Genomic DNA, 26,527 nt, shown 5'->3' on the forward strand with positions numbered 1-26,527 from the left:
CGTCGTCGGCGACGACTGATCACAGGGTATCGGCATGCGCTCCGGTAGGCGTCGTGGGATCGCGTCGCGGCAACAGCGCCTCCACCTCACCGGCCGTACTCAGCACGGCCCCGGGGCCGGAGAGGGCGAAGACGTCCTCCACCGCGGCGCCCCTGGTCCGCACCACCACCCAGTCGATCCGGGCCCCGGCGTCGATGATCGCGGTCACGACCCTGGCGAACAGGCCCGGGCGATCCTCGGAGCGCACCTCCATCAGAACACCGTCGGCGTCGGTTCGGTGGGAGATCAGGACCGACGATCTGGCCTGCGGGGGGCCGATCGGGAGAGTCGCCCCCCGGGACAGTGCGGCGCGCAGCGGCGAGGGCAGACCGGAGTCGATCGAGCGGCGTAGGTCCTGTCGCAGCACGCGGGGGTCCACCGGGTCACCGAAGCGGGTCGAGACCGTCATCCTCGCCCGGATACCCCCCGGCGGACGCAGGTCGATCTCGGCGTCCACGATCTCCAGCCGATGCGCGGCGAGCACGTCCGCGGTCACGGCCAGCGACCGCCCCCCGCCGGGGACGACGAGGGTGACCTCGTGGGTCGTCCCCGTCCCGGCCGCCCGGAGATCGACGACGACATCCGGCGGTCCGTGACGACGCGAGGCGTTGACCGTCGGGGCCTGGACGGCCGCGGGGCGGGGTCCGAGCGCCCGTCGGCACGCCGCCACCAGCGCTGCGTGTGCCCCGGCGCGGCCGTTCGTCCAGACCGTCGGTCCGGTCGCGAGCGAGTCCGCCTCGGTGAGCGCGGCCAGGACGTCGAGGGCGACGTCGTCGCCGTCCAGCGCGTCCAGGACGCCCCGGGCGGTCGCGGGGTCGGCCGGGTCGCGCCTCGCGGCGGTCGCCGGGAGCAGCAGGTGGTGTCTGACGATGCGGGTCAGCGTCTCGGTGTCGCGGTCCCCGAGGCCCATCCGCGCGCAGATCGGCCGGACCATCTCCGCACCCTTCTCGCTGTGGTCACCGCCCCGGCTCTTACCGATGTCGTGCAGGAGAGCCGAGAGCAGCAGGAGATCCGCGCGGGCCACCGAGGTGGTGAGCCGGGAGGCCTCGACGGCCGTCTGGACGAGGTGCCGGTCGACGGTGTAGACGTGTGCCCGGTCCCGCGCGGGCAGATCCCGCACCCCCGACCACTCGGGCAGGATCCGTTCCCACAGACCGCACCGGTCCAGGGCCTCGTGAACGGGGATCTGGGCCTCACCCGAGCCCAGGAGCACCAGGAGGTCGGACAGAGCCTCCGCGGGCCACCGGCCGGTCGGCACGACGCTGCGTTCGGCGAGCACGCCGAGGGTCGAGCTGGCGATCGGCAGTTCGAACCGGGCCGCGGCCGCCGCGACCCGCAGCGCCAGCCACGGGTCGTCGGCGACACGGGCGGCGCGGGCGAGCGCCACCTCCCCCGCGTGCTCCACCACCCCGTCGTCGAGGGGACGCCGGACCGGCGATCGCCGCAGTAGTCCGGTCAGGCCCCGGGAGGACAGCGCCGCGCACGATCCACGGATCGCCTGGTCCGCGGTGAACGCGATCGTGCGGGAGGCGTCACTCAGTGCCCGGGCGAGGTCGAACCGGTCCCCCAGGCCGAGCGCCTCGCCGACGTCGTCCCCGTACTCGGCGTGGAGCACCTCCCGCGGGCGTCCGCTCACCCGGTGGAGTTCGGTCCGGGCGTCCAGCACCAACCGGTGGGCGCGTGCCATCCCCCCGGGGACCACGGGCCGGCCGTCGCTGAGGTGGGCCAGGCCGAGTGCCGCGACGAGCTGGGCGTCACGCAGACCGCCCGCCCCGTTCTTCAGGTCCGGCTCGCTGCGGTGCGCGATCACCCCGGCCCGGTGTCGTCGGGCGGCCGCCGCCTCGACCAGCTCGTCGAACCGGGAGGCGATCTGGTCCCGCCACTGTCGGCGGGCGCCGTCCACGACCAACGCCCCCAGGTCCGCGTCTCCCGCGATGACCCGCGAGTCCAGCAGGCTCAGCCCGACCGAGACGTCGGCCGCGGCCACGGCCAGGCACTGGTCGACCGTGCGGACGCTGTGGTCGAGGCCGACCCCGGAATCCCACAGCGGGTACCACAGTGCGTCGGCCAACTCCCCCACGTCGCGCTCGGGGCGTCGCTCATGGACCAGGACGAGATCGAGGTCGGAATGGGGAAGTACCTCCCGCCGGCCCAGTCCGCCGAACGCGATCAGGGCGAACCCCGACCCGGGTCCGATCCCGGCCTCCTCGGCGAGCCGCCCGAGCTCCATCTCGTAGAGCTCACACAGGGCATCGCGCAGCGATGCGGCCGGCAGGCTCTCCCGCGGGGCGGAGAGGATCCGTTCGCGTCCCTCCCGCAGCGCCGTGGCGCGCTCACCGTCCGCCGTGACCGCCATGGCACTCCCCTTCCCTCATCCGTCGCGTTCCAGACTGTCGGTTCCGTGTCACCGCGTCGGGGCGAGCAGGTTTCACTTCTGTGAACGGGTGCGCACGTGGCCGTCGGAGGCGGGAGCGGTGGCGCGCACACGGCAGCGCGCGACCGCCCCAGGTCGGGGCGACCGCGCGCCGGGTGGTCGAAGGGCGTCAGATGGCGTCCGTTCCCTCCTCGCCCGTGCGCACGCGCACGATGCTCTCGACGGGGGTCACCCAGACCTTCCCGTCCCCGATCTTCCCGGTCCGGGCCGCGTCGACGATCAGCTGGACGGCGGTGTCCGCGGTCTCGTCGTCGACCACCACCTCCACCCTGATCTTGGGGACGAAGTCCACGGCGTACTCGGCGCCGCGGTAGACCTCGGTGTGGCCCTTCTGTCGGCCGTAGCCCTGGACCTCGCTGATGGTGAGGCCGTGGATTCCGGCTTGCTCCAGTGCGGCCTTGACGTCATCGATCGTGAACGGTTTGACGATCGCGGTGACGAGCTTCATGGCGTGGGTTCCTTTCGAAGTGGTCGGCTCAGCGGATGAGCGCGTTGGTGGAGGCCTCGTACGCGCTCTCGGCGTGCTGGGCACCGTCGATCCCGGCCTGCTCGTCGGACTTGTCGATCCTCCAGCCGAGCGGGCGGCAGATCGCCCAGGCGATCGCGGTCATGACGGCGGTGAACACGAGGGCGGCCACGGCGATCGCGATCTGGACCACCAGGAGTCGCCAGCCGTCGGCGGAGTAGAACACACCCGCGTCCGTACCGAAGGTGCCGGTGGCGAACAGGCCGATCGCCACGGTGCCCCACAGACCCGCCACCAGGTGCACGCCCACGACGTCGAGGGCGTCGTCGTAGCCGAAGCGGTGCTTGAGCCCCACGGCGAGCGCGGAGAGCACGCCGGCGATCGCACCGAGGGCGACCGCGCCGAGCGGGTGGACGGAACCGGCGGCGGGGGTGATGGCCACGAGTCCCGCGACCACACCCGAGGCGGCGCCGAGGCTGGTGGCGTGTCCGTCACGCAGACGCTCCGCGAGCAGCCAGCCGAGCATCGCGGCGGCGGTGGCGGCGGTGGTGTTGACCCAGGCCAGGCCAGCCGCGCCGTTGGCACCGAACGCCGAGCCCGCGTTGAAACCGAACCAGCCGAACCACAGCAGGGCGGCGCCGAGCATGACCAGCGGCAGGTTGTGGGGGCGGTACGCGGTGCGGCCGAACTCCAGTCGCTTGCCGATCAGCAGGACCAGGACGAGCGCGGCCATTCCGGCGTTGATGTGTACGACCGTTCCGCCGGCGAAGTCGACGGGCGCCACGGCGGCGGTCAGACCGCCCTCGCCGTCGTCGACGGTGCCGAAGATCATCGCCGCGAGCCCGCTGTCGGAGTGCGAGAGCAGACCCCCGCCCCAGACCATGTGGGCGAGCGGGAAGTAGGCCAGGGTGACCCAGACGCCGACGAAGGCCAGCCACGTGCCGAACCGTGCGCGCTCGGCGATCGCACCCGAGATGAGGGCGACGGTGATGATCGCGAACGTCACCTGGAAGGCCACGTCGACCACCTGCGGGTAGGCGCCGGACCCGGAGACGACCCATTCTTCCGCGTCCCCGATCACGCCCGACAGTCCGAACATCTCGAAGGGGTTCGCGAACATGCCCAGGACCGACTCACTGCCGTAGGACATCGACCATCCCCACAGCAGGTAGATCACGCCGACCACGCCCATCGCGCCGAACGACATCATCATCATGTTCAGCACGGACTTTTGCCGGGACATCCCGCCGTAGAAGAGCGCCAGGGCCGGGGTCATGAGCAAGACCAGGGATGCTGCCATGAGCATCCAGGCCGTGTCTCCCGTATCGATCTCCGGCGTCGCCTCATGGGCGAGCAACGCGACACTGTCACCTATCACGGTGCGGTCCTCCTCGTCTCGTACGTGGTGAGCGACTCTTCGCTCCCCGTCGACGTGAAGATTTCCTTGGTCGTGTTGCACGAGATGTGCGGGGGTGTTTCGGGATTGTTACGCGCCCGGGCCCCCGGTTCCGGTCATGTGTCCGGGGGCCCGGATGCCTACGTGCCGAGCAACGCGTCGACGAACGCCTCGGGGGTGAACGGGGCGAGGTCGTCCGCGCCCTCCCCCAACCCGACGAGCTTCACCGGGACGCCGAGTTCGTGCTGGACCTGGAAGACGATGCCACCCTTGGCGGTGCCGTCGAGCTTGGTGAGGACGACGCCGGTGATGTCGACGACCTCCTTGAACACGCGCGCCTGCATGAGGCCGTTCTGGCCGGTGGTCGCGTCGATCACCAGGAGGACCTCGTCGACGGGGGTCTTCTTCTCGACGACGCGCTTGACCTTGCCGAGTTCGTCCATGAGTCCGGTCTTGGTGTGCAGCCGGCCGGCGGTGTCGACGAGCACGGCGTCGACGCCGGTCTCGACCCCGCGGGTCACCGCGTCGAAGGCGACGGAGGCGGGATCGGCGCCCTCCTTGCCGCGCACGACCTCGGCACCCACCCGCTCGGCCCAGGTCTGCAGCTGGTCCGCCGCGGCGGCGCGGAACGTGTCCGCGGCGCCGAGCAGGATCTCGCGACCGTCGGCGACCAGGACCCGGGCGAGTTTGCCGGTGGTGGTGGTCTTGCCGGTGCCGTTGACGCCGACGACGAGGAGGACGGCCGGAGTCCCGTCGTTCGGTAGCGCGCGCAGCGATCGGTCGAGTTCGGGGTGGAGGTTGTCGATGAGGGTCTGCCGCAGCAGGTCGCGCACCTCGGCCTCGGTGCGGACCTGTCGGGTGGCGATCTCCGCCCGGAGTCGGTCGACCACGAGCTCGGTGGTGGCCGAGCCGAGGTCGGCCATGATCAGCGTGTCCTCGATCTCCTCCCAGGCGTCCTCGTCGAGATCGCCCGCACCGAGCAGTCCCAGCAGGCCCTGGCCGACGGTGTTCTGTGAGCGTGCGAGCCGGCCCCGGAGACGGTCGAGGCGGCCGGCTGCCGGGTCGATGCGCTCGACCGGGGCGACCGGCTCCGGGGTCCCGGTGACCGTCTCCGGGGGCGCCGGGATCTCCTCGTCGGGCACCTCGGGCGGGACGACGACGGGTTCGACCGGGGCCGCCTCCACCACTTCGGTCGCCTCGCTCGGGCCTGGTTCGACGTCCGGCTCGGGCGCGGGGACGGCGGGCTCCGGTGCGGCGTCGGGGGCGGTCGCGGGTTCGGCCACGGGGGCCGCGCCCGCGGCCGGGGTCGACGGCGCGGGGGGCTGTGGGGCCGGTGCCGCAGGCGGCAGGTCCTCCCGCGGCGACGGGTCACGACGCACCGGCTCCCTGGGCGGGGCCGCCGTGGCGCCGCCTCCTGCCTGGGCGAACGAGAATCCCGTCCCGGCCTGATAGTTTCCGGAGCGTTCCTCGCGGGTGAGCTCCTTGCGCTCGGCGGCCCTGGTGAGGGAGATCTGTCGCTTCTTGCGCAGCTGTAGGCCCACGACGAGCGCGATGATGGCCAGCAGCAGCACCGCGGCGACGGCGATGATGATCCAGGTGGTGGTAGTCACGGTGCCCAGTATGGCCGACCGCACCCGTCTCCATCTCGGTCCCGGGGGGCGGTGACGGACCTAGACTGGCGTCTGTCGCCGTCCGGGGAGGAGCCCACGTGGTCGAGGTCGCCACCCAGCACGGGGGTACCCCCGCCCGTCGGCGCCCACTGCGCCGGGCCCCGGCCCCGCCCACCTGGCTCGCCAAGGCCGTCATGGCGGTGACGGGGTTGCTCTTCACCGCGTTCGTGGTGGCGCACATGGTCGGCAATCTCAAGGTGTTCGGCGGGGCGTCGGGTTTCGACGCCTACGCCGCGTGGCTGCGGACGTTGCTGTACCCCCTCGTCCCCCACGAGGGCGTCCTGTGGGCGTTGCGCGTTGTGCTGGTCCTGGGTCTGGTGGCGCACGTCTGGTGCGCGGTGGTGTTGGTGCGGCGCTCCCACGCGTCCGCGGGCCCGCACCGCCGGCGGACGGGGCTGACGGCGGGCTCGTTCGGCGCCCGCTCGATGCTGCTCACCGGAGTGGTGCTGCTGCTCTTCGTCGTCTTCCACGTCCTCGACATGACCACGGGCACCGCCCCCGCCGCGTCGGAGGCGTTCGAGCCCGGTACGGCGTACGCCAATCTGGTCGCCAGCTTCTCGCGGCCCTGGGTCGCGGCCTTCTACGGCATCACCATGGTGCTGCTGGCCCTGCACATCGCCCACGGGGTCCGCACGGCGGCCGGCGACCTCGGGGTGACCGGCGTCCGGAGCCGGGCGGTGATCACGACCGTGGGCGGGATCGCCGCGGTGGCCGTGCTGCTGGGCAACGCCGCTATCCCGATCGCGGTCCAGGCCGGGTGGCTGACGTGACCTTCACCCCGCCCCCAGTCCTCGTGCCCGACGCACGACAGGGACACGTGCTGAGCTCCGGCACACCCGGGGGCGACCCGGCCTCCGCTTGGGCGAGGCGTCGCGACGCCTACCGCCTGGTCGCACCGGCCAACCGCCGCCACCTCCACGTGGTGGTGATCGGCACGGGCCTGGCCGGGGCCGGCGCGGCGGCCGCCCTCGGCGAACTCGGCTACCGGGTCACCGCGTTCACCTACCACGACGCCGCCCGGCGCGCGCATTCCGTGGCCGCCCAGGGCGGGATCAACGCCGCCCGCGGCCGCCGGGTGGACGGCGACTCGGTGGCCCGGTTCGTCGCCGACACCGTCTCGGGCGGGGACTTCCGTGGGCGGGAGGCCGAGGCGTTCCGGTTGGGTGAGGAATCCGCGCGGGTGATCGATCATTTCTCCGCCATCGGGACCCCCTTCGCACGCGAGTACGGCGGCGTCCTGTCCACCCGGTCCTTCGGCGGGGTGCAGGTCTCGCGCACCTATTACTCCCGGGGGCAGACCGGCCAACAGCTCCAGCTCGCGGGCGTCTCGGCCCTGCAGCGGCAAATTCGTGGCGGCGCCGTGACGCTGCACACCCGCCACGAGATGCTCGACCTCGTCGTCGACGATTCGGGGTGCCACGGTGTGGTCGTGCGCGACCTGGTGTCCGGCCACATCCGGGCCGAGACCGCGCACGCGGTCGTCCTCGCGACCGGCGGCTACGGGACCGTCTTCCACGACTCCACGCTCGCGATCCACTCCAACGCCTCGGCGGTGTGGCGCGCGCACCAGCGGGGGGCCCTGTTCGCCTCACCGTCGTTCGTGCAGTTCCATCCCACCGCGCTGCCCAAGGACAACGACTGGCAGGCCAAGACGATCCTCATGAGCGAGTCGCTGCGCAACGACGGCCGCGTCTGGGTCCCGCTCCACGACGGCGACGACCGGCCGCCCGGTGAGATCCCGGACGCCGACCGCGACTTCTTCCTCGAGCGCCGCTATCCCGCCTTCGGCAACCTCGTGCCCCGCGACGTGGCGTCCCGGGCGATCACCGCCGAGATCCGTGCGGGGCGCGGGGTGGGGCCGCGCCGTAACTCCGTGTACCTCGACTTCCGTGACGCGCTGGCCCGCGACGGGCGCCGGACGATCACCGAGCGCTACGGCAACCTGTTCGAGATGTACGCCCACGCCACCGGCGAGGACCCGTTCGCCGTACCCATGCGCATCGCGCCGACGTGCCACTTCACGATGGGCGGGCTGTGGAGCGACTACGACCTGCAGACCTCGATCCCCGGCCTGTTCGTCGGTGGCGAATGCGGGTGGGCGTATCACGGCGCGAACCGGCTCGGCGCCAACTCCCTGCTCAGCGCGAGCGTCGACGGGTGGTTCACGCTCCCGTACTCGGTGCCGGCGCACCTGGCCACCCGCCTCGGGGACGATCTACCGGGCGACGACGACGAGGTGGTCGTCTCCGCCGTGGCCCGCGCCCGGACGCGGGTGCGGAACCTGCTCGCGGTGGGCGGTTCGACCGGGCCGGAGCACTTCCACCGTGAGCTCGGCGAGATCCTCTACGCGGGGTGCGGCGTCACACGGACGGCCGACGGCCTGACCCGGGCGATCGAGCGCATCCGTGACCTGCGAACCCGGTTCTGGACCGACCTGCGGGTCACGGGCGCGGGCGGTCACCTCAACCAGGTGCTCGAACTGGCCGGGCGGGTCGCCGACTTCCTCGAACTGGCGGAGCTGATGTGCGTGGATGCGCTGGACCGGGACGAGTCGTGCGGCGCCCACTTCCGCGACGAGCACCAGACGCCCGACGGCGAGGCCCTGCGGGATGACGGGACGTGGGCCTTCGCCTCCGTCTGGGCCTCCGAGGGCGATGACCGTGGCGGGCGACGGTCGTTCACCCGCCATGCCGAACCGCTGGAGTTCTCGGTGGTCGCACCCACGGCGAGGGACTACCGATGAGGCTCACCCTGCGAATCTGGCGGCAGTCCGGGCCCGACGCGACCGGACGGTACGAGGAGTTCGAGGTGCGCGACGCACGGCCGGAGATGAGTGTCCTGGACCTGCTAGACGTCCTCAACGCCGATCTGGTGGACGCGGGCGTCGAACCGGTGGCGTTCGACTCCGACTGCCGCGAGGGGATCTGCGGGGCCTGCGGCGTCACCGTCGACGGACGCCCCCACGGTCCCGCGGAGAACACCCCGTCGTGTCACCAGCGGCTGACCCCCTACTCCGACGGGGACACCCTGCGCATCGAGCCACTGCGCGCCGCCGTGTTCCCGGTCATCCGCGATCTGGTGGTGGACCGCTCAGCCCTGGACGGGGTCGTCGAGTCCGCTGCCCATGTGGGGATACCGGCCGGCTCCGCCCCGGACGCGGACTCGATCCTCCAGGGCCATGATGCCGCCGAGACCGCGCTGGACTTCGCGGCGTGCATCGGGTGCGGGGCGTGTGTGGCGGCCTGCCCCAACGGCTCGGCCAACCTGTTCGTGGGCGCCAAACTCGGGCACCTCGCCCTCATGCCCGTCGCGGGCGCCGACCGCGCGGCCCGCGCCCGCGAGATGGTCAGCGCGGCCGACGAGGAATTCGGGCCCTGCTCGCTGTACGGGGAGTGCTCGCGGGTGTGCCCTGCGGGGATCCCGCTGCGGGCGATCGGCGTGGTCAACCGGGAGCGCCTCCGGTCGGTGTTCAAGCGCTCGTGAGCGAGCGGCGACGCCTCGGGCACGCGCACGGAGGTCGGCACGTCGCACTCGGAACGACGACCGGGGCCGTCAGTGACCTTAGACGTCGTCCTCCCCGACCGGGCCTCCCTCTGCCTCCCACGCGTCGATCATCTCGACCTTGGTCCGCGTGAACTTGCGACGCACACCCACTCCCCCTCGGTCGCTCTCCGGGATGAACCGAGCACCGAAGTAGGCCAGGGCGTCGGCCAACGCCTGCACCTCGGCCGCGTCGAGTGCGCCCACTCCTCGTTCGTACTCGCGGATCCGTTGCTCCTCCAGTCCGGAGCGCAGCGCCACCACCTTGGTGGAGACGAGGCACAACGCGCGCGCCGCGCGCGCCAGACTCGGGTCCATGAACAGTTCTCTCTGAGGCATGACCCCATGGTGCCAAATCTGACACCGCAGGGCCGCCCGCGAGGAGTCAGCGCATCCTCTGGGAGATGACCTTGGAGATACCGTCGCCCTGCATCGACACGCCGTAAAGCACGTCGGCCACGTCCATGGTGGGCTTCTGGTGGGTGATGACGATGAGCTGGCTGGTCTCCCGCAGCTGTTCGAACAGCCCGATGAGCCGCCGCAGGTTGGTGTCGTCGAGCGCAGCCTCGACCTCGTCCATCACGTAGAACGGGCTGGGGCGGGCCTTGAAGATCGCCACCAGCATCGCGACCGCGGTGAGCGACTTCTCGCCGCCGGACAGCAGCGACAACCGCTTGACCTTCTTGCCCGGGGGTCGTGCCTCCACCTCGATTCCGGTGGTGAGCATGTCGTCGGGCTCGGTGAGGATCAGCCGGCCCTCCCCGCCGGGGAAGAGCGTGGAGAAGACACCCCGGAACTCGCGTTCGACGTCCACCCACGCCTCGGTGAAGATCTGTTCGATGCGCTCGTCGACGTCGTCGATCACGCCCTCGAGGTCGGCACGCGCCTTCTTCACATCGTCGAGTTGGGTGGACAGGAACGCGTAGCGCTCCTCCAGGGCGGCGAACTCCTCCAAGGCCAGGGGATTGACCTTGCCGAGCGTGGCCAGGTCCTTCTGCGCCGACTTGAGACGACGTTCCTGCTCGGCGCGCACGAACGGCATCGGCGGCGGCGGGGTCACGTCCTCACCGCGCTCGCGGGCGGCCTCGTACTCCTGCATCTCCAGTGCCGACGGAGGCAGGTCCTGGTCGGGGCCGTACTCGTCGACGAGAGCCTCCGGCTCGATGCCGTGGCGTTCGAGCACCGCCGCCTCGAGTTCCGAGACCTTGACCTCGAGCTGAGCCCGGACGATCTCGTCGCGGTGGGCGGCGTCGCCCAGGCGCGAGACCTCGGACTCGGCCGCCGCGAGGTCGCTGCGCAGCGCGGCGACCGTTGCTGTGGCCTCGGCGCGCGCCGTCGAGAGCCGATCCCGCTCGGCGCCGGCGGAGGTGATGAGTTCATCGAGCCGGGCGAGCAGCCGCCCGCTGAGTTCGTCGACCACGCCGGCGACCTCCGCACCCCGGCGCCGCTGCGCCGCCGCTCTGGCCGCCCGGGCCCGGGACTCCCGTTCCGCCTGCGCGGCCCGCCGCAGGGAGGCCGACTTCCCACGGACTCCGGCGGCCCGCTCCTCCGCGGACCGGTGCGCGAGCCTGGCCTCGAGTTCCGCGGCCCGGGCCGAGGCCACGGCGGCCTGCGCGGCACCGCGCCCGTCGTCCTCGGGTGGCCGGACCTCGTCGTCGTCATCCCCGGCCCTGGCGAGTCGGTCGGTCAGCTCGGCGTGTTCGGCGCGCGCGGCGTCGAGTTTGTCCACGGCGATCCGGCGGGTCTGCTCCAGGCGCCGCACCTCGGCCTCGGCACGGCGGCGCCGCTTACCGATACGGGCGAGCTCCGCGTAGATCTCCTCGATCGCGGCGTCGGACTCGCTGATGGCGGCGAGCGTCTCGGAGAACCGGTCCGCCCGCTCGGTGTCCTCGGCCGCGGCACCCGCCAACTCGGCCCGGGTGGTCTCGATCTCGGCCCGCACGGCGTCACGCTCGACGACAGCGGAGTCGATCGCCGACTGGATCTCCAACCCGGTCCGCCCCGACGCAGACCCGCCAACGGTCCACCCCGCGCCGGCCAGCTCCCCGTCGCGGGTCACCGCGCGCACGCGGCGGTCCGCCTCGACCTGGGCGTGCGCGGCGGCGAGGTCGTCGACCACGACCACGTCGACCAACAGGGCGGTCACCGCCGCCACGAGGTCCTCCGGGACGTCCACCACGTCCAGCGCCCAGCGTGCTCCGCCGACCAGGTCCACCTCCAGTCGGTAGTCGCCACCCGGCGCCCCGGCTCCCACGAGACCGGCCCGGCCCGCGTCGGCCTCCCGCAGCGCCGCCAGGACCTGCCGGCGGTCCACGGAGGTGTCCACGACCACCGCGTCGACGGCCGGCCCGAGGGCGACCCCCACGGCGCGTTCCCAGCCGTCCCGGACGCCGAGCATCTCCCCCACCGTGCCGGCGACGGCGTCGGATCCGAGGTGTCGCAGGACCCATTCGGCGCCGTCCCCGGCGCCCTTGTTCTGCTCGAGCGTCTCGATCCGGGCGGCCAACCGCGCGATCCGCTGGTCGGCCTCCCGCTCGATCGCCTGCAACTCCGCCAGCCGGGCCCGGGCCGCCAGGTGGGCGCGCTCGGCCCGCCCCAGGTGCTCGTCGAGGGTCCGCTCGCTCTGCTCGTGTGCTCCCACCCTGGCGTGAACGGCGTCGAACTCGGCCTCGGCGTCGATCACGGCGGTGCGGGCCACCTCTGCCTCCGCGTCCACGCGCGCGATCTCGGCCTGCGTGGACTCCACTCTCGCGGCGAGAGTCTCGACCTTGCCCGCGAGCCTGGCCACCCCCTCTCGGCGGTCCGCGATCGCCCGGACGGCCTTGAGGTGCTCGGCCTCGAGCGCGGCGAGCGTCGACTCGGCCCGGCCCAACGCCTCGGTCGCGAGACGGGCCTTCTCGGCGGCGGCGTCGACCTGCGCGGCGAGGTCCTCCTCGTGGGCGGCGGCCCGCTCGGCCTGTCGGTCGAGCTCGTCGGGGTCGGTGCCGTGGTGCACGGCGACCTCGGCGGCGAGCGAGCGCGCGCGGTCGGCGGCGATGCGGGCGGTGGCGCGCGCCCGCTCGGCCAGGGTCGACAGGGCGAACCAGCGTTGCTGCGCGGCGTCGGCATCCGGGGTCAACCGATCGAGCTCGGCCTGTGTCTCCGCGACGGCGCGCGTCAGTTCGTCTCTGCGATCGACGGCCGCGGCCACCCGCTCGGCCAGCCGTGAACGCACGCTCTCGGCGTCGGCGAGTTCGCGTCTGCGGGTCACCAGGTCGTCGGCGGCCAGTCGGAACGTGGCGTCCCGCAGGTCGGCCTGGATGGTCTGTGCCCGGCGCGCGACCTCGGCCTGCCGACCCAGCGGCTTGAGCTGACGCCGCAGTTCGGTGGTGAGATCGCCCAGCCGGTCCAGGTTGCCCTGCATCCCGGCGAGCTTGCGCTGGGCCTTCTCCTTGCGGCGCCGGTGCTTGAGGATGCCGGCGGCCTCCTCGATGAACGCACGCCGCTCCTCCGGCTTGGACTCGAGGATCTCGGCGAGCTTGCCCTGCCCGACGATCACGTGCATCTCACGACCGATGCCCGAGTCCGACAGCAGTTCCTGCACATCCATCAGCCGGGCGCGGTCGCCGTTGATCTCATACTCCGCCGCGCCGTCGCGGAACATCCGGCGGGTGATCGACACCTCGGCGTAGTCGATCGGCAGGGCGCCGTCGGAGTTGTCCAGGGTGAGGGTGACCTCGGCCCGGCCAAGCGGCTGCTTTCCCGCGGTCCCCGCGAAGATGACGTCCTGCATCTTGCCGCCGCGCAGCGACTTGGCGCTGTGCTCGCCCATCACCCAGGTCAGCGCGTCGACGACGTTGGACTTCCCGGACCCGTTGGGCCCCACCACGCAGCAGATGCCGGGTTCGAATCTCAGGGTCGTGGGCGCCGCGAAGGACTTGAAGCCCTTGAGCGTCAGCGACTTGAGATACACGGTTGTCGATCCTAGGTCAGCGTTCGACGAATCCCGGGAGTCCGCCCCGGGCCGGCTCCCAGGTGTCGACGACGAGGTCCACATGGCCGGGGGTCCCGCCGCCGCGGAGGAGTTCCAGCAGCGCATGGCACGCTGACTCCGGTCCCTCCGCGACCACGTGGACGCGACCGTCCGGCTTGTTGGCCGCGTACCCGCTCAGGCCCAGTTCGAGGGCCCGACTGCGGGTCCACCAGCGGAATCCCACGCCCTGGACGCGGCCGTGGACCCAGGCCACCATCCGGACCATCTCGGGTCCCGGTGCGCTCATGCCGCGCCGCCGCCGGTCTCGAACCCCAGCGCGATCTCGGTGCCGGCGGTCAGGGTCCGGCCGACGGTGCACGCCTTGTCCACCGAGCGTCGGATCATGCCCACCAGTCGCTCGGCCATCGCCGGGTCGAGCCCGGACAGGTCGAGTTCGTAGGTCTCCTCCAGCAACGGGTACCGCTCGTTCTCGCGGTCGGCGTCGCCGGAGACGCGGACGGTTGCGGCGTAGTCGTCGCCCAGCCGCCGGGAGATCGTGAAGTCCGAGGCCATGGCCGTGCACGCGCCGAGGGCGATCTTGAGCAGCTCGCCCGGGGTGAACACCCCCTCGACGTCGGCCGATCCGATCTCGACCCTGGCCCCCCGGGCGGACGTTCCCACGTAGCGCCGGGTCCCGATCCGCTCGACGCGGAGGTCGGGGTCGGGGTGTGCGGCCTGCGGCGCGGGCGTCTGCGGCGTGGTGTGCGGGGTGGTGTGTGAGGTCGACTCGGTCATGCGGTCATCGTACGACTGGACCGCCGGCCGACCGCCCCGCGGCAGCGCCCCGCCGCGGTGCACGACTCCGGCGCGGCGCGGGCTGACAGACCGGGCAGAAGTGCGAACCGCGGTTCATGAAGTCCTCCCGCACCAGGGCCGCCCCACATCGCGCGCAGGGCAGACCCGCGCGGCCGTAGACGTCGAGGGACCGATCGAAGTAGCCCGACGCGCCGTTGACGTTGACGTAAAGCGCGTCGAACGAGGTGCCGCCGGCCTCCAGCGCTTCCGTCATCACCTCACGCGCGTGCTCGAGCACCCCGGTGACGACGCGGAGCGTCACCCCGCCGGAGCGCCGGCGGCCGTGGAGTCCGGCACGCCACAGCGCCTCGTCGGCGTAGATGTTGCCGATCCCCGACACCACGGTCTGGTCCAGCAGGAGTCGCTTGATCTCGGTGTCCCGGCGCCGGATCGCACGCGCGGCCGCGTGGGGATCGAAACCGGTCTCGAAGGGGTCCGCCGCGATGTGGGCCGCGGGCGCCGGCAGCAGCGCACCGGTGCCGTCGAGTGCCTCCGCCAGCGGCACGACGGTCCACCCCCCGAACGTCCTCTGGTCGACGAACCGCAACTCCCTGCCGTCGTCCAGTTCGGCACGGGCGTGCAGGTGGCGCACCGGCGGCGCCCCACGGTCGGTGACCAGCATCTGCCCGCTCATCCCGAGGTGGACCAGCAGACAGTCCGCGCCGACGGCGTGGTCGGAATCCAGGGTGAGCCACAGGTACTTGCCGCGCCGACGGGCGCCGCTGACGGTGCGGCCGGTCAGGCGTGCGACGATCTCCGCGGCCCCGCCGGGCTGCCGACGCGCGGTCCGGGCGCCCGTGACCTCGACCGCGGTGATCTCCCGGCCCACGACGTGGTCGGCGAGACCCCGGCGCACGACCTCGACCTCGGGTAGCTCCGGCACGTCAGTCGGCGGTCCCGTCCAGGGCGGCCCACGCCTGCTCGGCGGCCTTCTGCTCGGCCTCCTTCTTGGTGCGTCCGCTCCCCTCGCCCAGGGCCCGGTCGCCGATCGACACCACGGCGGAGAAGACCTTGGCGTGGTCGGGACCGGTGGAGGTGATGTCGTAGTGCACCCTGGGCCTGCCCAGTGAGGCGCACTTCTCCTGCAGGCTGGTCTTCCAGTCCAGGGCCGCCCCGAGGTGCGGGACCACCTGCAGCCGCTCCCCGATGATCCGTTCGATCAGCCCGCGGGCCGCCTCGAGCCCGTGCGTCAGGTACACGGCCCCGAACACCGCCTCGAGGGTGTCGGCGAGGATCGAGTGCTTGTCGTGACCTCCGGTCAACTCCTCCCCTCGGCCCAGACGGAGGTGGCCGCCGAGGCCACCGGGGCCGAGCTCGCGGGCGATGTCGGCGAGGACATAGGTGTTGACCAGGCTGGCGCGGATCTTGGCCAGATCCCCTTCCGGCCTGTCCGGGTAGGACTTGTAGAGGTACTCGGTCACCACCAGCTCGAGCACGGCGTCACCGAGGAACTCCAACCTCTCGTTGTGGGGCAGGCCGCCGTGCTCGTAGGCGTACGAGCGGTGGGTCAGCGCCTGGGTGGCGAGGTCGGTGGGAAGGTCGACACCCAGCACGGAGTCCAGCGGCGACGGTTGCTCCGTCACGCGCGGTCCTCGCCGGCGTCGCCGGCCCCCACGGACCCGAACTTGTCGGCCAGGCCGGCCCAGCGGGGATCGATCCGTCCCTCGTCTGCGCCGGAGACCCCGTCCGGGGCGGGGGTGTCGGGATTGATGCACTCGTGGTGCCCGTAATCGGTGCAGGTGGGCGACATGGGGAACTCGAGTCCGAACGCGTCGACGAGCGCGGGCTCGAGATCGAGCAGATCGCCGTCCAGCAGGCGCACCTCGTCGTGCTCGGCGGCCTCGGCCGCGGCAGTGCCCTCGGCCGCGTACATCTCGGTCAGATCGACGCCGACCGGGGCGACGAACTCGCCCAGGCAGCGCGCGCACTCGACCTCCGCGCGGCCGGAGACCGAGCCGGTCACGAGCACACCCTCGTCGACGAACGTCAGGGTGAGGTCGAGCTCCACCTCGGAGCCCTCGGGGATCCGGATGAGCTCCACGCCGATGGCCGAGGGCAGGACGGCGGCGCGTTGCACCGGCGCGGTCGAGCCGGGCGCACGTCCGAGGACGCGGGTGTCGAGGACGAGCGAATCAGCGGCGGGGCGGCCGTGGCGGGGGGTACGGGAGGTGGAGGACACGCCCAGCAGACTACCCGCCGCCGTCAGTAGTCCCCGTAACCGTCACCCGGGCGGTCGTCCTCGCGGACCCCCCGCCGCCCGGCGGACTCGCGCCGTCCGGTCGGGGTGACCCCGTGCAGTTCCTCGCGGCCCCGGCTGACCGTGCGGATCGTGGTGCCGAGGAACTCCTCGAACCGGGCCATCTTCTCGTCGATGTAGGCGTCGCACTCCTCGCGCCGTCGTTCGCTCTCGGCGTGCGCGGCGTCGCGCACGCGCGCCGCCTCCTCGTCGGCGATCCGGACGACCTCGGACTCGGACAGCATGCGCTGCTGCTCCTGCCGCGCCTCGGTGATCGTGCGGTCGTAGAGGACGTTGGCCTGCTCGACCAGCCTGTCGGCCTCGGCACGGGCACGACTCGTGGTGGACTCCGCGTCGCGCCGGGAGCGGTCGAGCAACTCCGCGGACTCGGCGCGGGCGTCACCCACCAGTTCGTCGGCGTGCGCGGTGGCCTCGGCGACCATGCGGTCGGCGCGGGCCTTGGCGTCGGCGAGCATGGCGTCCGCGTCCTCGCGGGCCTCTCGCAGGGTCCGGTCCGCCTCGGCGTCGGCGGCGGTGACCGTCTCGCGGGCCGTGGCGTCGGCCTCCGCGAGCACCCGGTCGCGCTGGTCGAGCACGTCCTGCGCGTCATCGAGTTCGCCCGGGAACGAGTCGCGGATGTCATCGAGCAACAGCAGGGACTCGTGCCGGGGCACCACGCAGTTCGCGGTCATGGGCAGACTGCGGGCGTCCTCGATCATCGCGTTCAGCTCATCGAGGGCCTGGAACACTCGGTACACGCTCGTCCCTTCACCGGATCGTCACACTTGCCCCACCAGTGTGCCCGCAACACACTGCGGCGGCCCGGTACGCGGGCGGTGTGTCCGGAAGGTCCGGGCCGTACGGCCGCGTGCCCCCTGGCGCGCGCTCAGGCCAGTCGCTTCCTCAGTGCCCGCGCGACCGGGGCCGGCAACAGGTGCGAGACATCGCCGCCGAGCCGGGTGACCTCGCGACACAGGGAGGACGAGACGAACGCCAGGTCCGCTCGGGTCGGGAGGAAGACGGTGTCGACCTCCGCGATCGACCGGTTCATGTGGGCCATCGGCAACTCGTAGTCGTAGTCGGTGGAGTCGCGCAGACCCTTGATCACGGCGGTGGCGCCCTGATCGCGGCAGTAGTCCACGAGCAGTCCGTAGAAGCTGTCCACCCGCACCCCGGGCATGTCGGCGCAGACCTCGTCGATCATCGCCTTGCGCTCGTCGATCGTGAAGGTGCCCTGCTTGTTGGGGTTGGCGACCACGCACACGATCACGTCGTCGAACAGGTCTGCGGCGCGCCGGATGATGTCGAGGTGCCCGAGGGTCACCGGGTCGAAGGAGCCTGGGCACACGACGGTCGTCATGGGGCGACCGTATCAACCGGGCGGGCCATCTCCACGGCGGTCTCGCCGTAGGTGCGCTCGAAGACCACCTCGTACCCGCCCGGCCACCGCACGGCGGGGTCCCGTTTCGACCGCTCCCACACGATGAGCGCGTCGTCCGCCAGCCAGCCACCGGCCGACAGGGCGGCCAGCACCGGTTCGTCCAGTTCCGCGGACCGCTCGTACGGGGGATCGGCCAGGACGAGGTCGAATCCGCCGTCGACCGGGCACGACCCCCTGACCGCGGCGGGTAGCGCCGCCCGTCGCACCGTCGCGCGGAGGGAGGGCGATGACGACGAGGCCCCCGCGGTGTTCTTCTTCAGGCACGCCACCGCCCGGGCGTTCTCCTCGACGAACCACGCCACGTCGGCACCCCTGGAGACCGCTTCGAGCCCCAGTGCGCCGGAGCCTGCGAACAGGTCGAGAACGGCGGCGCCGTCCAGGTCCACCCGGCTGCCGATGGCGCTGAACAGCGCCTCCCGGACCCGGTCCGTGGTGGGCCTGGTCCCGGCCGGCGGCACGGTGAGCGACAGCCCGCGCAGGCGGCCGGAGATGATGCGGGTCATATCTCCCCTGTGGTCGTGGGTCAGTATCTGAACAGGTAGTCGGATTCCTCCGAGCCGGCCAGGCGGCGGACCCGCTCGGCGAGCGCGGGATGGTCGTGCAACCCCGGGTCGGTCCCCAGGATCTCCTCGGCGTGGCGGCGGGCGATCTCGATCACCTCACCATCGTCCACCACCGACAACAATCGCAGTGCCGACAGTGCACCGGACTGGGCGTCCCCGAGCACGTCGCCCTCGCGACGCTGCACCAGGTCCAACTGCGCCAGCACGAAGCCGTCAGAGGTGGCCGCCACAGCGTTGAGCCGCTCCATCGACCGGCCGCCGGTGCGGGAGTTCGTCACCAGCAGGCACAGGCCGGGCAGCCCGCCCCGCCCGACGCGACCGCGGAGCTGGTGCAGCTGGCTCACCCCGAACCGTTCGGCGTCCATGACCACCATGACGGTGGCCTGGGGCACGTCCACGCCCACCTCGATCACCGTCGTGGAGACGAGGACGTCGAGGGCGCCGGCCGCGAACGCCGCCATGGTGGCGTCCTTCTCCTCGGGTGGGAGTCGGCCGTGCATGAGTCCGATCCTCAGCCCGGCCAGGGGTCCGGTGGAGAGGTGCTCGTGCAGGTCCACGGCGGCGGCCAGCGGGGGTCGGTCGCCGTTGGTGTCGTCGCCGCTCTTGTCACCGCCGTTCGTATCACCGCCACCGTCCTTCTCCGCGTCGTCGCCGTCGATCCGCGCGCACACCACGTACGCACGGTGCCCGGCCTCCACCTCCTCGCGGACGCGCTCCCAGGTCCGCTGGAGCCACCGCGGCTTCTCCCTCGCCGGGACGACGGAGGTGGAGATGGGACGGCGCCCCCCGGGCAGCTCCTGCAGTTCGGACACCTCGAGGTCACCGAAGACTGTCATGGCGATGGTCCGCGGGATCGGCGTCGCTGTCATCACCAACAGGTGCGGCACCAGACCCGCCCGCCCCTTGGCACGGAGGCGGTCGCGTTGTCGGACGCCGAAGCGGTGCTGCTCGTCGACCACCACCAGGCCGAGGTCGAAGAAGTCCACCGAGTCCTGGATCAGCGCGTGCGTCCCCACGACGATCCCGGCCTCCCCGGTGACGATGTCCAGCAGGGCCGCGCGCCTCTGGGCCGTGGACATGGACCCGGTGAGCAGCACCACCCGGGTCGCCTGCTCGGCTGCGCCCAATCGCCCGTGCTCACCGAGATCGCCGAGCATCGCGGTCAGGGAGCGGTGGTGTTGGACCGCGAGCACCTCGGTGGGCGCCAGCATCACGCACTGTCGCGCGGCGTCGACCACCTGGAGCATCGCCAACAGCGCGACCACCGTCTTGCCGGACCCGACCTCGCCCTGCAGCAGCCGGTTCATGGGCTCGTCCCGCGCCAGGTCCGTCGAGATCTCGTCCAGCACCGACGCCTGCCCGTCGGTGAGCTCGAACGGCATCCGGGACTCCATGGCCGCGCGGAGCCCGTCCCCGCGTACCGGGCTGGCCGGGGCCGGGTCCCGCGCCACGAACCGACGCCGGGCACCGAGCAGCAGCTGCAGGGCGAGGGCCTCGTCGAAGCGGAGGCGGTACCCGGCCTGGTCCTTCTCCTCCGCGGTGTCGGGCAGGTGGGCCTTGCGCAGGGCGTCGTCGAGGTCCATCAGGCCCGCCACCGACCGGACCGTGTCGTCGAGTGGGTCGACCACCGGCACCAACGCCCGCAGGGCGGTGACCACCGCGCCGAGCAGGTCCCAGGAGGTGACGCCCTCCCTGGCGGCGTACACCGGCAGGAGCGGCCGGTCGAACAGACTGGGTCCTCCCTCCGCGTCGATCTCCGCGGCCAGGCGCGCCAGCGCGGCGAGGTCGCCGGATCCCTTGAGCTGGCCACCCGGACCGGTCGTCGCCCGCAGGACGAGGAACTCGGGATGTTTGAGGTCCAGCGACCGCCGGAAGCGCGACACCGTGCCGTCGAACATCGCCAGTGTCCCCACGGGGAGCATGAACTTGATCTTGCGCCCGGCGAAGAACACCACCCGGAACGTGGTGTCGCCGTCCTCCACCGTGAGGGTGAGCATCTCGCGGGTCTGCCGCTGCTTGGTCTGGTACGTCCGGGTCTGCGCGGTGGTGACCTTGCCGATCACCGTGACCCGCTCGCCGTCGACCAGTTCCCGCTTGTCGTAGCGCTGCCCGTGCTGCCGGTAGCGCCGCGGCAGGGTGTGCAGCAGATCCCCGACCGTGCGGTGCCCCAGAGCCGTGGTGATCCGCTCCGCCAACCCGGGGTCGAGGACCTCGGCGAGCGGGGTGTCCGTGGTGGCGAGGGACGTCATTCGACCCCGACGTGGGCCACGGCCCGTCCGGGGCCGGCCTCGTACCCGACCACCTCGATATCGGGGTGCCGGGACCGGATCCGGGCCAGCGCCGATTCCGTGGCCGCGGCGTCGTAGTCGTCCCCGAGCAGAACGGTCACGAGCTCGCCCCCGGAGGAGAGCATCCGGTCGACGAGTGCGCACACCGCGTCGACGGCGTCCTGCTCGATCAGTGCGACGTCGTGCCCCACCACGCCGAGTAGGTCGCCGGCCGCGCAGCGCCCGACCAGGGTCAACGCGTCCTGCTGCGCCCGGACCAGGTGGGCGTGACGGGTACCGGACGCGGCGTCGGCCATGGAGAACCCGTCCAGTGACAGGGTGGTCGTGGGGTCGTGCACGGCCAGCGCCGCCAGTCCCTGGACGACGGAATTGGTCGGCAGGATCAGCGCGTGCCCGTCGACGTCGCGCAGTGCGGCGTCGAGGGCGCCGATCTGGTCGCGGGACAGTTCGCCGTTCGGCAGCACGAGGAGTTCGTCGGCGTCGACGGCGAGTACCTCGTCGATCACCCCCTCTCCCCGGTCACCCGGGTCGACGGTGTCGGCCCCGGCCTCGGAGAACAACTCGGCCAGCGGTCCCCCCGGCACGATCGCGACGACCCTGCGCAGCCCGGGGTCGCCGGGGCGCGGATCCGCGGTGTCGTGGGCGGGGCCCCGGGCGGGCCGGGTCCCCACGGGGTCGAGCATGTCCGTCACCCGGATCTCCGTGACCCGCCCCAGCGGCAGCGCCGCCTCGATCGCGGCGCCGATGTCGTCCGAGTGGACGTGCACGGCCCACCTCGCGTTGGCGCCGGACCCGCCGTCGCCGACCACGCCCACGCTGTCCCCCACCATGCGAAGCGCGGTCCGCAGTTCGTCCGCGCGCGCGTCATCGGAGTGGGTCAGTGAGTACATCACCTCGTAGCGGGTGCCGTCGGCCTCATCCTGGTCGGTCGAACCGGGCCCGGACGGTGCAGCCGACGCGGCGGGGTCCGGCGGGATGTAGTAGTCCGGGCGATCGGGAGTCTCCCCCACGAGCACCTCGACCATCGCGTCCAGCAGCACCAGCAGGCCGCGACCCCCGGCGTCGACGACGCCGGCCCGGGTCAGCGCCGGCAGTTGGGAGGTGGTCCGGTCGAGAGCGTCCGCGCCGGCGTCCGCGGCCGCCCGGGCGACCTCGATCAACGAGGAGGATGACGAGCGGCCTGCGCCTGCGGCGGCCTCCCGGAGAACGGTGACGATGGTCCCCTCGACCGGGTCGCTCAGCGCATGGTCCACGAGGGTCACCGCGGTCCGCAGCGCGCGCCGGTAGGTGGACGCGTCGACAACGGTGAAGGTGGCCGCTTCACCGACCGCCCGCAGCACCTGGGACAGGATCACGCCGGAGTTACCACGCGCCCCGTGGACGGCGCCGTGACCCAGGGCCACGGCGATCTCACGAGCGCCCGCGGTGCCTCCGCCCTCGGCGATCCACGCGTCCTCGCCCTCGGCGCGATCCACTGCCGCGCGCATGGTGTACAGCAGGTTCGTCCCGGTGTCGGAGTCGGGCACCGGGAAGACGTTGAGGGCGTTGATCTCCTCGCGGCGCGCGGCGAGCTGCTCGACGCACCGCCGCGCCCAGGTGAGCAGACCGTGCGCGTCGAGGGTCGAGGGTCGGTCCTCGACATGTGTCGACTCCTGCGTCATCACCCCTCCTCACCGCGCGCCCACCCCTGCGGTCATGTTCCCGGTCGGCGCGGCCAAGCCTAGTACCCTCACCACTCGACAGCTGTCCGACTAGCCGAGACGGCCGACACGACACGGGAGCACCACATGACCACAGCACTCACCGACACCCCGCTCGTCACCCTCGCCGACGGGGTCCTCACGGTCCCCGTCTCGTTGGAGGGCAAGGGGAACTCGCTCGACTCGGATGCGGTCGACCAGGCGGGCATCGCCCTCCGCGCGCTCCTGGCCGGCGAGATCGACGCCGGAGCGGTGCTGCTGGTGGGCCTGGGGAAGAACTTCTGCAACGGCGGCAACGTCCCGGGTTTCGCGGCCGCCGAGAATCGTTCGGAGCATGTGCGAGAGCTCGCGGACAGGCTGCACGCGGTCGTCCGCATGCTCGATGAGGTCACCGTCCCGGTGGTCGCCGCGGTCGCCGGGTGGGCGGCCGGCGCGGGCGCCTCGCTGGCCATGTCCGCGGACTTCTCGGTCTGCGGGCCGGCCACCCGCCTGTTGGCGGCTTATCCGGGAATCGGGCTCTCCCCGGACGGTGGCATGTCGTGGCGTCTGCCGCGCGCGGCCGGTCAGGCCGTGGCGCGGTCGTTCATCCTCGGGAACGAGCCGATGGACGGCGAGCGCGCGTACCAGCTGGGTCTGCTCACGATGTTCGTCGAGGGCGATGTCCGCGACGCCGCCCGCGACCTCGCGGTGCGACTCGCCGCCGGGCCGCGCGAGTCCTACGCCGCCACGAAGGCGCTGCTGCGTGCCTCGGAGAGCGCCACGCTGTCGGACCAACTCGACGCCGAACGCGATTCGATCGCCCGCCTGGCCGTCTCCCGGGACGGCGTGGAGGGGGTGGACGCCTTCGTCGCCAAGCGCTCCCCCGAGTTCGGACGGGGCTGACCTCCCGGCACTGCTCGCTACATCTATAGAGGGCTGGAGGGGAGACGCCAGTCCACCGGTTCGGCGCCGAGCCGTCGCAACTCCTCGTTCGCACGGCTGAACGGTCGCGACCCGAAGAACCCCCGCGACGCGGACAGTGGCGACGGATGCGCTGACGCGATCACGGGGGTGTCCCCCAGCATGGGCGTCAAGGACTGGGCGTCGCGGCCCCACAGGATCGCCACCATCGGTCGGTCCCGCCCGACCAGTGCCTCGATCGCCGTGGCGGTCACCGCCTCCCACCCCTTCCGACGGTGGGAGGCGGGCTCCCCGGGGGCGACGGTGAGCACCCTGTTGAGCAGCAGGACCCCGTCGCGGGCCCAGGCCCCCAGGTCACCGTGTCCGGGGGCCTCCAGGCCCAGGTCGTCGGTGTACTCGCGGTAGATGTTGACCAGGCTGCGTGGGAGCGGACGCACGTCGCCGTCGACGGCGAAGCTCAGTCCGACCGCATGGCCCGGCGTCGGGTACGGGTCCTGCCCCACGAGGAGCACGCGCACGTCGTCGAACGGCTGGGTGAACGCCCGCAGGACCCGCTCCGCCGCGGGCAGGTATCCCCGCCCGGCGGCCTTCTCGGCGCGGAGGAAATCGCCCATCCGGTGGATCCGGTCCTCGACGGGGGCGAGCGCGCGGGCCCAGCCGGGGTCGAGGAGATCGGCCAACGGGGTGGGCGCGATGTCTCGGTCGTTCATTGCTCAGTCGAGCCGGCGTAGTTCGGCGCGGTAGCGCATGGCGTTCTCGTGGTACATCTGCGTGTTGCCCTCGAGCATCGCGGGGTCCACCTCGTGGCCCTCGCGGATCCTCGCCGGCATCCCCATGGCCATCCGGCGGGCGGGGAGCTCGAACCGCGGCGGCACCAGGCATCCGGCGGCCACGACCGCCCCGGCCCCGATCACCGATCCGTTGAGCACGATCGAGCCCGACGAGATGAGGGCCCCGTCGCCGATGGTCGCCCCCTCGATGTGCGTGTTGTGCCCCACCACGCAGTGCTCGCCGATGATCGTCGGCTCGGTGGCCGTGCAGTGGACGATCGTGCCGTCCTGGATATTGGTCATGGCGCCGATCTCGATGCGCCCGTAGTCACCGCGCAGGACCGCGGTGGGCCACACCGAGACGCCGGCGGCGAGCGTCACCCGGCCGATGACCACCGCATCGGGGTGCACCCACGCATCGGGGGCGATGTCTGGTTCGAGGTCTCCGAGCGCATAGACGGCCATGCCGCCAGCCTAGTTCGCGCCCCTGGCGGAGTCCCAGCCTCCCGGGGTGCGGGGCTCGCCGTCGAGGGTGACCCGGCCGGGATCACCGTGACGGATGGTCCCGATCACCGTGAACTCGGGGGGGACCGTCGCCCCGGGCGGGAAGGTGGCCAGCAGCCCGTGGTCCTCCCCGCCGTCGAGGATCCAGTCCAGGACCTGCCCCCGGGGGTCCGCTGCACCGAGCATGACGGCCGCCTCGACGAGGATCGGGTCGACGGGCAGATCGTCGGTGACGAGCTCGGCCTCGACCCCCGAGGCCCGGGCGAGCCCCGACAGGTCGCGGAGCAGGCCGTCACTGACATCGGTGAGGGACCGCGCGCCGGCCAGCCGGGCGGCGGTGCCGGAGCCGATCGGCGTGACGGGCACCCGGTGAGACTGTTGGAGCGGGCCGTCGGGCTGGCCGGCGAGGAGGAGCGCGAGTCCGGCGGCGGAGCGCCCGGGCGCGCCGGTGAGGGCGACCGTGTCACCCGGCTGCGCGCCGTCGATCCGTAGGGGGCGGGCGCCGTCCGGCAGGGTGCCGATCGCCGTGACTCCGACGACGACGAGGTCCGCCCTGGTGAGATCCCCGCCCACCACGACGGCACCGGACCGCGCGGCTTCTCCGTGGACGCCGGCGGCGAGGTCCTCGATCTGCCCCATGGTCGTCCCGGCCGGCACGGCGAGGGCCACCAGGACACGTGAGCACTCGGCGCCCATCGCCAGGACGTCGGAGACGTTCTGGGCCACCGCTCTCCTGCCCAGGTCGCCCCAGCCGGTGAGGTCGAGGCGGAAGTGGGTGCCCTCGACGAGCATGTCGGTGGTGACCACGGTGGCGGCGGCGGGCCCCAGGACCGCGGCGTCGTCGCCGTTGCCGACCGGGTCCTCCACCCCCGGCCGGTCCACCCCCGGCCGGTCCGTGCCCCGGTGGCTCACCGCGACCCCGCCCGCGTCGCTCAGGACGGCGAGGACCGCGGCCTCGCCCGCCTCGGCGACGGTCAGCGCACGGTCGATCACGGCGGCCACCTCGTCCTCCCGTGCTGTCTCGTCACCGGGGGTACCGGTGTGGGTCTGTAGCGTTGCCGTCAGGCTAGCGGCCGCCTCCGACGACGGCCGCCTGTGGGAGGAAGGACGACGCGACGTGGCTTCGACGGATGCGGATCCCGGGAACCGGTACGACGCGGGCCCGCGGGAGACCGGGGATCCTGCTGCGCGGACGGTTCCGGTCTCGAGGATCGTGGTGGTCCTGGCGGTCGTCATCCCGTTGATCATGCTGGCGGTGGTGTTGGTCATGGTCCGCTCGGTGGGCGACGAGGCCTCGGAGGCGGCGGCGAGCGAGCCGGTGGCCGCGGTACCCATCCCCTCCCCCGGCGCCGGGTCCGAGGAGTGCGCCGCCCTGGTCGAGGCACTCCCGGAGGCCCTCGGTGACGCCGGCCGGGTCGCACTCGTCGAACCCGCGCCGGAGGGCACCGCCGCGTACCGGATGCCCGACGCCGAACCGGTGATCGTCCGCTGCGGGTTGCCGGCTCCACCGACGTTCACGGTGGGCGTGGGTCTCCAGGAGGTCAACGGCGTCCAGTGGTTCAACGAGCCGGATCCGGACCCCGCGGTCACCGCGTCGACCTGGGTGGCCGTCGACCGCCCGCAGTTCGTCGCCGTCACGCTGCCGGAAGGCAGTGGCACCGGCCCGATCCAGGACCTGTCGGCCGCGTTGGTCGAGACGTTCGAGGCCGTGGAGCCGGACCCGGCACCGGTCGGCTGACCCGGTCGACGGGGGCCGACACCCGGCCGCATCGA

The 26,527-nt window shown here is 72.5% G+C and carries 24 protein-coding genes; 5 read left to right on the top strand and 19 right to left on the bottom strand.

The window, feature by feature from the left end:
- Positions 1-19: 19 nt before the first annotated feature.
- The 4 genes from AC3DE3_RS01915 to ftsY all read right to left on the bottom strand — a co-directional run bounded on the left by AC3DE3_RS01915 (position 20) and on the right by ftsY (position 5,945).
- On the bottom strand, positions 20-2,395 hold the full coding sequence (locus AC3DE3_RS01915; RefSeq protein WP_488368784.1) for a [protein-PII] uridylyltransferase: 2,376 nt from the start codon (positions 2,393-2,395) through the stop codon (positions 20-22).
- A 187-nt stretch (positions 2,396-2,582) separates the two neighbouring features.
- Positions 2,583-2,921, bottom strand: coding sequence for a P-II family nitrogen regulator (locus AC3DE3_RS01920; RefSeq protein WP_260487730.1), 339 nt, complete (start codon positions 2,919-2,921; stop codon positions 2,583-2,585).
- A gap of 28 nt (positions 2,922-2,949) precedes the next feature.
- Entirely contained in the window at positions 2,950-4,317 is a 1,368-nt protein-coding gene (locus AC3DE3_RS01925; RefSeq protein ID WP_260487731.1) for an ammonium transporter, read from the bottom strand.
- A gap of 158 nt (positions 4,318-4,475) precedes the next feature.
- Complete coding sequence (gene ftsY / locus AC3DE3_RS01930) at positions 4,476-5,945, bottom strand: signal recognition particle-docking protein FtsY (RefSeq protein ID WP_488368785.1); 1,470 nt, start codon at positions 5,943-5,945, stop codon at positions 4,476-4,478.
- 98 nt (positions 5,946-6,043) lie between these two features.
- Between ftsY and AC3DE3_RS01935 the strand changes: the two genes are divergently transcribed.
- The 3 genes from AC3DE3_RS01935 to AC3DE3_RS01945 are packed head-to-tail and all read left to right on the top strand — an operon-like array spanning position 6,044 to position 9,488.
- Positions 6,044-6,775, top strand: coding sequence for a succinate dehydrogenase cytochrome b subunit (locus AC3DE3_RS01935; protein ID WP_488368786.1), 732 nt, complete (start codon positions 6,044-6,046; stop codon positions 6,773-6,775).
- Positions 6,772-8,748 (top strand): fumarate reductase/succinate dehydrogenase flavoprotein subunit, encoded by a 1,977-nt coding sequence (locus AC3DE3_RS01940; protein ID WP_488368787.1) that lies wholly within the window; start codon positions 6,772-6,774, stop codon positions 8,746-8,748. The genes AC3DE3_RS01935 and AC3DE3_RS01940 overlap by 4 nt, the downstream gene beginning before the upstream one ends.
- Positions 8,745-9,488: a succinate dehydrogenase/fumarate reductase iron-sulfur subunit gene (locus AC3DE3_RS01945; protein ID WP_260487734.1), complete on the top strand. Its 744-nt coding sequence runs from the start codon at positions 8,745-8,747 to the stop codon at positions 9,486-9,488. The genes AC3DE3_RS01940 and AC3DE3_RS01945 overlap by 4 nt, the downstream gene beginning before the upstream one ends.
- 78 nt (positions 9,489-9,566) lie before the next feature.
- Here the strand turns inward: AC3DE3_RS01945 and AC3DE3_RS01950 are convergent, their stop codons facing one another.
- The 12 genes from AC3DE3_RS01950 to AC3DE3_RS02005 all read right to left on the bottom strand — a co-directional run bounded on the left by AC3DE3_RS01950 (position 9,567) and on the right by AC3DE3_RS02005 (position 22,541).
- Positions 9,567-9,884 carry a helix-turn-helix domain-containing protein gene (locus tag AC3DE3_RS01950; protein ID WP_260487735.1) on the bottom strand — a complete coding sequence of 106 codons (318 nt, stop codon included), beginning with the start codon at positions 9,882-9,884 and terminating at the stop codon, positions 9,567-9,569.
- Positions 9,885-9,930: 46 nt separating this feature from the next.
- Positions 9,931-13,497 carry a chromosome segregation protein SMC gene (gene smc / locus AC3DE3_RS01955; protein WP_488368788.1) on the bottom strand — a complete coding sequence of 1,189 codons (3,567 nt, stop codon included), beginning with the start codon at positions 13,495-13,497 and terminating at the stop codon, positions 9,931-9,933.
- Between the two features lie 16 nt (positions 13,498-13,513).
- Positions 13,514-13,804, bottom strand: coding sequence for an acylphosphatase (locus AC3DE3_RS01960; protein WP_488368789.1), 291 nt, complete (start codon positions 13,802-13,804; stop codon positions 13,514-13,516).
- Entirely contained in the window at positions 13,801-14,292 is a 492-nt protein-coding gene (locus AC3DE3_RS01965; RefSeq protein WP_260487738.1) for an OsmC family protein, read from the bottom strand. Before AC3DE3_RS01965 ends, AC3DE3_RS01960 begins: the two co-directional genes overlap by 4 nt.
- Positions 14,293-14,296: 4 nt before the next feature.
- Entirely contained in the window at positions 14,297-15,235 is a 939-nt protein-coding gene (gene mutM / locus AC3DE3_RS01970; RefSeq protein ID WP_260487739.1) for a bifunctional DNA-formamidopyrimidine glycosylase/DNA-(apurinic or apyrimidinic site) lyase, read from the bottom strand.
- Between the two features lies 1 nt (position 15,236).
- Positions 15,237-15,935 carry a ribonuclease III gene (gene rnc / locus AC3DE3_RS01975; protein ID WP_260487740.1) on the bottom strand — a complete coding sequence of 233 codons (699 nt, stop codon included), beginning with the start codon at positions 15,933-15,935 and terminating at the stop codon, positions 15,237-15,239.
- Positions 15,932-16,531: a YceD family protein gene (locus AC3DE3_RS01980; protein WP_488368790.1), complete on the bottom strand. Its 600-nt coding sequence runs from the start codon at positions 16,529-16,531 to the stop codon at positions 15,932-15,934. The genes rnc and AC3DE3_RS01980 overlap by 4 nt, the downstream gene beginning before the upstream one ends.
- 23 nt (positions 16,532-16,554) lie before the next feature.
- On the bottom strand, positions 16,555-17,346 hold the full coding sequence (locus AC3DE3_RS01985; RefSeq protein ID WP_260487742.1) for a DivIVA domain-containing protein: 792 nt from the start codon (positions 17,344-17,346) through the stop codon (positions 16,555-16,557).
- A 128-nt stretch (positions 17,347-17,474) separates the two neighbouring features.
- Entirely contained in the window at positions 17,475-17,948 is a 474-nt protein-coding gene (gene coaD / locus AC3DE3_RS01990; RefSeq protein ID WP_488368791.1) for a pantetheine-phosphate adenylyltransferase, read from the bottom strand.
- Positions 17,945-18,532 carry a 16S rRNA (guanine(966)-N(2))-methyltransferase RsmD gene (gene rsmD / locus AC3DE3_RS01995; protein WP_260487744.1) on the bottom strand — a complete coding sequence of 196 codons (588 nt, stop codon included), beginning with the start codon at positions 18,530-18,532 and terminating at the stop codon, positions 17,945-17,947. Before rsmD ends, coaD begins: the two co-directional genes overlap by 4 nt.
- A 20-nt stretch (positions 18,533-18,552) precedes the next feature.
- Positions 18,553-20,841 (bottom strand): ATP-dependent DNA helicase RecG, encoded by a 2,289-nt coding sequence (gene recG / locus AC3DE3_RS02000; protein ID WP_488368792.1) that lies wholly within the window; start codon positions 20,839-20,841, stop codon positions 18,553-18,555.
- On the bottom strand, positions 20,838-22,541 hold the full coding sequence (locus AC3DE3_RS02005; protein WP_260487746.1) for a DAK2 domain-containing protein: 1,704 nt from the start codon (positions 22,539-22,541) through the stop codon (positions 20,838-20,840). The genes recG and AC3DE3_RS02005 overlap by 4 nt, the downstream gene beginning before the upstream one ends.
- 126 nt (positions 22,542-22,667) lie before the next feature.
- On the opposite strand from AC3DE3_RS02005, the gene AC3DE3_RS02010 reads away from it, so the two are divergent.
- Positions 22,668-23,462: an enoyl-CoA hydratase/isomerase family protein gene (locus AC3DE3_RS02010; RefSeq protein ID WP_260487747.1), complete on the top strand. Its 795-nt coding sequence runs from the start codon at positions 22,668-22,670 to the stop codon at positions 23,460-23,462.
- A 23-nt stretch (positions 23,463-23,485) separates the two neighbouring features.
- Here the strand turns inward: AC3DE3_RS02010 and AC3DE3_RS02015 are convergent, their stop codons facing one another.
- The 3 genes from AC3DE3_RS02015 to thiL are packed head-to-tail and all read right to left on the bottom strand — an operon-like array spanning position 23,486 to position 25,756.
- The gene (locus tag AC3DE3_RS02015) at positions 23,486-24,190 is read right to left on the bottom strand and encodes a uracil-DNA glycosylase (RefSeq protein ID WP_396119304.1); all 705 of its coding nucleotides are present in this window, start codon (positions 24,188-24,190) and stop codon (positions 23,486-23,488) included.
- A gap of 3 nt (positions 24,191-24,193) precedes the next feature.
- A complete protein-coding gene (locus tag AC3DE3_RS02020; RefSeq protein ID WP_260487748.1) occupies positions 24,194-24,715 on the bottom strand; it encodes a gamma carbonic anhydrase family protein in 522 nt (173 codons plus the stop codon).
- Positions 24,716-24,724: 9 nt separating this feature from the next.
- Complete coding sequence (gene thiL / locus AC3DE3_RS02025) at positions 24,725-25,756, bottom strand: thiamine-phosphate kinase (protein ID WP_260487749.1); 1,032 nt, start codon at positions 25,754-25,756, stop codon at positions 24,725-24,727.
- 115 nt (positions 25,757-25,871) lie between these two features.
- On the opposite strand from thiL, the gene AC3DE3_RS02030 reads away from it, so the two are divergent.
- Positions 25,872-26,492 (top strand): DUF3515 domain-containing protein, encoded by a 621-nt coding sequence (locus AC3DE3_RS02030; RefSeq protein ID WP_260487750.1) that lies wholly within the window; start codon positions 25,872-25,874, stop codon positions 26,490-26,492.
- Positions 26,493-26,527: the final 35 nt, after the last annotated feature.

Source organism: Dietzia sp. IBK-p2-16D, from assembly GCF_057773085.1.